Annotated in this window: 6 protein-coding genes; 4 read left to right on the top strand and 2 right to left on the bottom strand. The window is 60.2% G+C overall.

What is annotated here, in order from left to right; translation table 11 throughout:
* Positions 1–838: MFS transporter (locus tag VMU57_RS17410; protein ID WP_325385722.1), on the bottom strand; the 838-nt coding region annotated here is incomplete at its 3' end.
* Positions 839–909: 71 nt separating this feature from the next.
* Here VMU57_RS17410 and VMU57_RS17415 point away from each other — a divergent pair.
* The 4 genes from VMU57_RS17415 to VMU57_RS17430 all read left to right on the top strand — a co-directional run bounded on the left by VMU57_RS17415 (position 910) and on the right by VMU57_RS17430 (position 4,101).
* The gene (locus VMU57_RS17415) at positions 910–2,292 is read left to right on the top strand and encodes a tetratricopeptide repeat protein (protein ID WP_325385724.1); all 1,383 of its coding nucleotides are present in this window, start codon (positions 910–912) and stop codon (positions 2,290–2,292) included.
* A gap of 32 nt (positions 2,293–2,324) precedes the next feature.
* Positions 2,325–2,792 carry a hypothetical protein gene (locus VMU57_RS17420; protein WP_325385726.1) on the top strand — a complete coding sequence of 156 codons (468 nt, stop codon included), beginning with the start codon at positions 2,325–2,327 and terminating at the stop codon, positions 2,790–2,792.
* A 6-nt stretch (positions 2,793–2,798) separates the two neighbouring features.
* The gene (locus tag VMU57_RS17425; RefSeq protein ID WP_325385728.1) at positions 2,799–3,335 is read left to right on the top strand and encodes a hypothetical protein; all 537 of its coding nucleotides are present in this window, start codon (positions 2,799–2,801) and stop codon (positions 3,333–3,335) included.
* A 79-nt stretch (positions 3,336–3,414) separates the two neighbouring features.
* A complete protein-coding gene (locus VMU57_RS17430; RefSeq protein WP_325385730.1) occupies positions 3,415–4,101 on the top strand; it encodes a M48 family peptidase in 687 nt (228 codons plus the stop codon).
* Positions 4,102–4,113: 12 nt separating this feature from the next.
* Here the strand turns inward: VMU57_RS17430 and alaC are convergent.
* The coding region (alaC, locus tag VMU57_RS17435; protein ID WP_325385732.1) for an alanine transaminase at positions 4,114–5,233 on the bottom strand (1,120 nt) is incomplete at its 5' end.

Consider the following 5,233-nt stretch of genomic DNA (forward strand, 5'->3'; position numbering starts at 1 on the left):
GAAAGCTGCCGCGACTGTAATGCAGTGCGGTTGTTCCCCACGACAGCGCAAACACCGTCATCAGATAAAACAGAACGAAGGTCGCGAGGCAAACCAGAATCCCCGCCACAAGCGCACGCGTATGTCGCCGCAGAACGGTAAACATCGGCACGCCAACCGGCTCCGCGTTCTTGATTGAAGCCTGAAACACCGGCGTCTCTGTGATGGTCAGGCGAACATAAAGTCCCAATAGCACCAGCACCGAGCTGGCAATGAAAGGCAGTCGCCAGCCGAAGGCGAAGAACTGACTGTCGGTAAGCCAGCGCGACAGCAGAAGGAACGTTCCTCCCGAAAGCAAAAAGCCAAGCGGAGCGCCGAGCTGCGGAAACATGCCATAAAGAGCGCGTTTGTTCGGCGGAGCATTCTCCACCGCAAGCAACACTGCGCCGCCCCATTCGCCGCCAAGCCCAATGCCCTGCCCAAACCGGCAGAGCGCAAGCAGCAAAGGCGCAGCCAGCCCGATGAGGCGATACGACGGCAGAATTCCGATGGCGAAGGTCGAAAGGCCCATCGTAGATAGAGCGAGCACCAGCGTTCGCTTGCGGCCGATGCGGTCGCCAAAGTGGCCGAAGAGCGCCGAACCGATGGGACGCGCAAGAAACGCGATGCCGAAGGTGGCCAGCGACTCCAGCATGGCAGTAGCCGGATCCGACCCCGGAAAAAATAGCCGGGGAAAGACCAGCACCGCAGCCGTGGCATAGATGTAGAAGTCGAAAAATTCGACAGTCGTGCCAACCATGCTGGCAAAGAGAACCTGGCGCGGCGTATTGATACGCTTTGGTTGCGTTTTTGTAATCATGCTGAAGCTTGCATTCTATTCGAACGGCTCAAAGTCTGTGAGTCCCTTAAGATAGGAGAGGGAGTACCACGATGCCGAAGCCGACACACCAGAGAACCAGCCGAACCATACTGCGCCCCCGCCGTTTCGCGGTCGCGGCATCTGTAATATTTTTTGGACTCCTCTCCATCAGTTCGCTCCGCGCCCAGCTCCCCGCCGGGACTACCGACACAACCGCTTCCCAGCCGCAGAGCCAATCGGACCAGGACCCCCTTCGCGCTCAGGCCAACGCTGCGCTCGACCAGCACGACTTCCCTGTCGCGCTCAAACTGCTGACGAACCTCGCCGCTAAGTATCCCAGCGATGCCCATCTGCTCTACGACCTTGGCTTCACACAGGAGTCGCTCGATCAGACCTCGAACGCCGCCGACACCTATCGCCGCGCCGCTGCCGCCGATCCCAAGTACTTCGAGCCGCATCTCTCGCTCGGCCTTCTGTTTGCGCGCACCGGCCAGCACGATCAGGCCCGCGCCGAACTGCTGACGGCCACCACGCTGACCCCCTCCGCCGATCCCGCGCTCAAGGCCCGAGCCTGGCGCGCTCTTGCCCGGCTCGATCAGGCCACTCGCCCCGCTGATGCCAGCAACGAACTGCTGGAGGCGATGAAGACCTCCCCGGAGACGCCGGACGACATCATCCTCTCGGGCGAACTCGCCGAAGCCTCCAGCGACCTTCCCGGGGCGGAGGCCGCGTACCGCCGGCTGCTGAGCGCCGACCCTCAGAATGCTACCGCTACCGCTGCCCTGGTTCACCTTCTGGAGCGCGAGAAGAAAGCCGATCAGGCCGAGGCCCTGCTGACCGCGGCGCTCGGCAAAGATCCGAACGATCCCACCCTTAACGCTCAACTGGCCAGCCTCTACGACTCTCAGAACCAGCCGGACAAGGCTATTCCGCTCATTGAAAAGCTACACGCCGCCAACCCCGCCGACGCGGGAATTACCCGCATGCTGGCGCATCTTTACAGCAGCAACAGCCAGTTTGAGAAGGCCGCACCGCTCTACGCGACGCTGACCAACGACTTCCCTAACGACCCGACGCTGGTCACAGACCGCGCCGACGCCCTCATCCACCTGCGCCAGTTCGCCGAGGCGGAGTCGATGCTCAAGCGCACGACCAGCAGTCCTTCCGCCTTTCCCACCAAGGACGACCTTGGTCTCGCTGCCAGTCACCTTGCCTTTGCGGCTTCGGCTAACGACGATCCGACGACTTGCTTGCAAGCGTTAGCTATTCGTGATAAAGTGCTGCCACAGTCCCCGTCGTCCCTGTTTCTGGCGGCGACCGCGCACGACAAACTGCATCAGATCATGGAAGCTCGCGACCTGTACAAGCAGTTTCTCTCTGTGGCGAACGGCAAGTTTCCCAACGAGGAGTGGCAGGCCCGCCACCGTCTTGTCACACTCGATCACACGCGGTAGATCGCAGATAAGCGCTCCCTTCGAGGTGCGTTATGAAATCTATAGCAAGGTTTTCCGCTCTTCTCGTCATCTCCGCACTCTTTCTGCTCCTTGCCCCGCCGGTTCACGCTGCCATCGACGAAACACTTCCTGACGCTCAAACCCTAGGCCAGCTTGAACTGCGCGCCGAACAGGCCAATCCTCGCGATCAGTGCTATCTTTACACCCAGCTCGTCCACACCATGACGGAGCTGGCGGTAAAGGAGATGACTGACGGCGACGACGATCAGGCCAGCGCGACGCTCAAACAGATCAACCGCTACGCTCATCTCATCCAGGTCAATCTGGAACAGAACACCAAGCGGCTGAAGAATGCCGAGATGCTGATGCATCACACCACGCTCCGCCTTGCTCAGGCGCTGCACCTTGCGTCCGAAGACGATCGCACCACTGTCCAAGCGACGCTCAAGCAACTCGATCTAGTTCAGGACCAGATCCTTAACCAGGTCTTCAACCATTAGGACAGAATGCTGCGACGACTATGCTTCGCTCTCATCCTCCTCGCTCTCCACCCGCCGCTGCGCGCGCAGGCGAATGAGGATGCTCTGTCCAATGCGGAGGTCGAGCAGTTGCGCGAGTCGGCTTACTTCCCCGGTGATCGTGTGCTCGTCTTCGTCAAATTCCTCGATGACCGTTCCGCCGCCATTCAGGGCCTCTTTGCTCATCCCCGACGTCCCGGCCGAGAACAGGATGCGCACGATCTTCTGGAGCAGTTCACCTCGATTGCCGACGAGTTAGAAGCCAACCTCGACGACTACGGTACGCGCCACAGCGACGTTCGCAAATCTCTGCCCAAGTTGCTCGAAGCCACGGATCGCTGGTCGTCCAGCCTCAAATCCCCACCGGACGACGAAGCCTACAACGTCTCGCGCAAGCTCGCGCTCGAAGCGATTCGCGATCTGCGTGAAGATACGACCGAAATGATCGCCAGCCAGAAGAGTTGGTTTGCCGCTCATCCGCCAGCCAAAGAAGAAAAGAACGGTCCCATCGATATTCCTCGCTGAGAGGGTTCCCAATCGGCTTCATGCGTGCAAATCGCGGTTAAACCTTCGCCTGCGGACGTGTTAACCTTTTAGTAAGCGTATGTCCTCCGCACTCATCCCCATCTTTGAAGAGCAGTATCGAGACCTTCGCCCGCGGGCTCCCATTCCTCCGCTTGATATTCGTTTTCGCCGCTTCACTTCACTGAACACTACCATTCGCCTGCGCGAAGGCCAGCTTCATGTTCGGCTGTCCGATCTGCTGGAGTCGGCTCCCGAATCCGTTCATCGCGCCATCGCGCATATCCTGCTGGCCAAGCTCTACAAAAAGCCCATCGCTCCCATCCATGCCGACCGTTACCGGCGTCATGTCTCGTCGGAGGCGGTTTCGCGGCAGGCCGAGCATATTCGCCAGACGCGTGGGCGCAAGCGCATCCTTACCTCGGTCGGCCATCACTACGATCTCGATGAGGTCTTCGAGTCGCTCAATACGCGGTTCTTTCACGGCCTGCTTGGACGGCCCACGCTTACGTGGAGCGCTCACCATGCTCGCCGCATGTTGGGCCACTATGACGCTGCGCACAATACGATTGTGGTCAGCCGCGTCTTCGACCGGCCGGACACACCACGCTGCGCCGTTGAATATCTGCTGTACCACGAGATGCTTCACCTGAAGCATCCGGTCCGCGTCAAGGCTGGACGGCGTTGCGTCCACTCGCGGGAGTTTCAGGCAGAAGAACGCCTCTTCCCTGAACTGGAAGAGGCGAAGGCGTACCTGAAACGCATCTAGAAGCGAATTAGCTTAGCCTGCTTTGAACATTTGCTTGATGCCGCGCAGCGCCTGACGTGTGCGCTCTTCGTTCTCGATCAGCGAGAAGCGCACATGGCCGTCGCCGTGCTCGCCGAATCCGATACCGGGGCTGACAGCAGTCTTTGCCTCGGCCAGCAGCTTCTTCGAGAACTCGACCGAGCCCAGATTGCGGTACTGCTCAGGAATCTTCGCCCAGACAAACATGCTTGCCTTGGGCAGATCGACTGGCCAGCCAAGTTTATTCAGCCCCGGAGCCAGAACATCGCGGCGAGCTTTGTAGGTGTCGCGGATTTTGGCTACGCAATCCTGCGGTCCTTCGAGCGCGGCGATCGACGCGACCTGAATCGGCGTGAAAGTGCCGTAGTCGAAGTAGCTCTTGATGCGACCGAGCGCCGCCACCAGCTTCGGGTTGCCAACCATGAAGCCTACGCGCCAACCGGGCATGTTGTAGCTCTTCGAGAGGGTAAAGAACTCTACCGCGATGTCCTTCGCGCCGGGAACCTCGAGCACGCTGGGCGCGCGATAGCCGTCGAAGACGATGTCCGCATAGGCCAGATCGTGAATGATGTAGATGCCGAGTTCTTTGCAGAGCGCGACGATGCGTTCGAAGAACGAAAGCTCCACACACTGGGCTGTCGGGTTCGAGGGAAAGTTCAGGATCAGCAGCTTCGGACGCGGCTGCATCCTCGGCAACTCGTACTCGAGCTGCGCCAGCAGCGTGTCGGCGTCGCCGTCTGCAGCGGGAATGCTCTGCACCTTCGACCCTGCGATGACCGGCCCGAAGATGTGGATCGGATAGCTCGGGTTCGGCACGGCGACGGTGTCTTCGTCGTCCAGCACGGCGAGGCAAAGGTGGGCGATGCCCTCCTTCGAGCCGATGGTGACGATCGCCTCCGTCTCGGGATCGAGATCGACGTCGTAGCGGGTCTTATACCAGTTGCAGATGGCCTTGCGCAGCCGTGGGATGCCGCGCGAGAGCGAGTAGCGATGGGTTGCGGTCTTTTGTGCTGCTTCGATCAGCTTGTCGACGATTGCCTTGGGCGTCGCTCCGTCGGGATTGCCCATCCCGAAGTCGATGATGTCTTCGCCGCGCTTGCGTGCCGCGGCCTTC

Origin of the sequence: Edaphobacter sp. (genome assembly GCF_035532915.1) — a bacterium.
In the GTDB taxonomy this organism is placed as follows: Bacteria; Acidobacteriota; Terriglobia; order Terriglobales; family Acidobacteriaceae; genus Edaphobacter.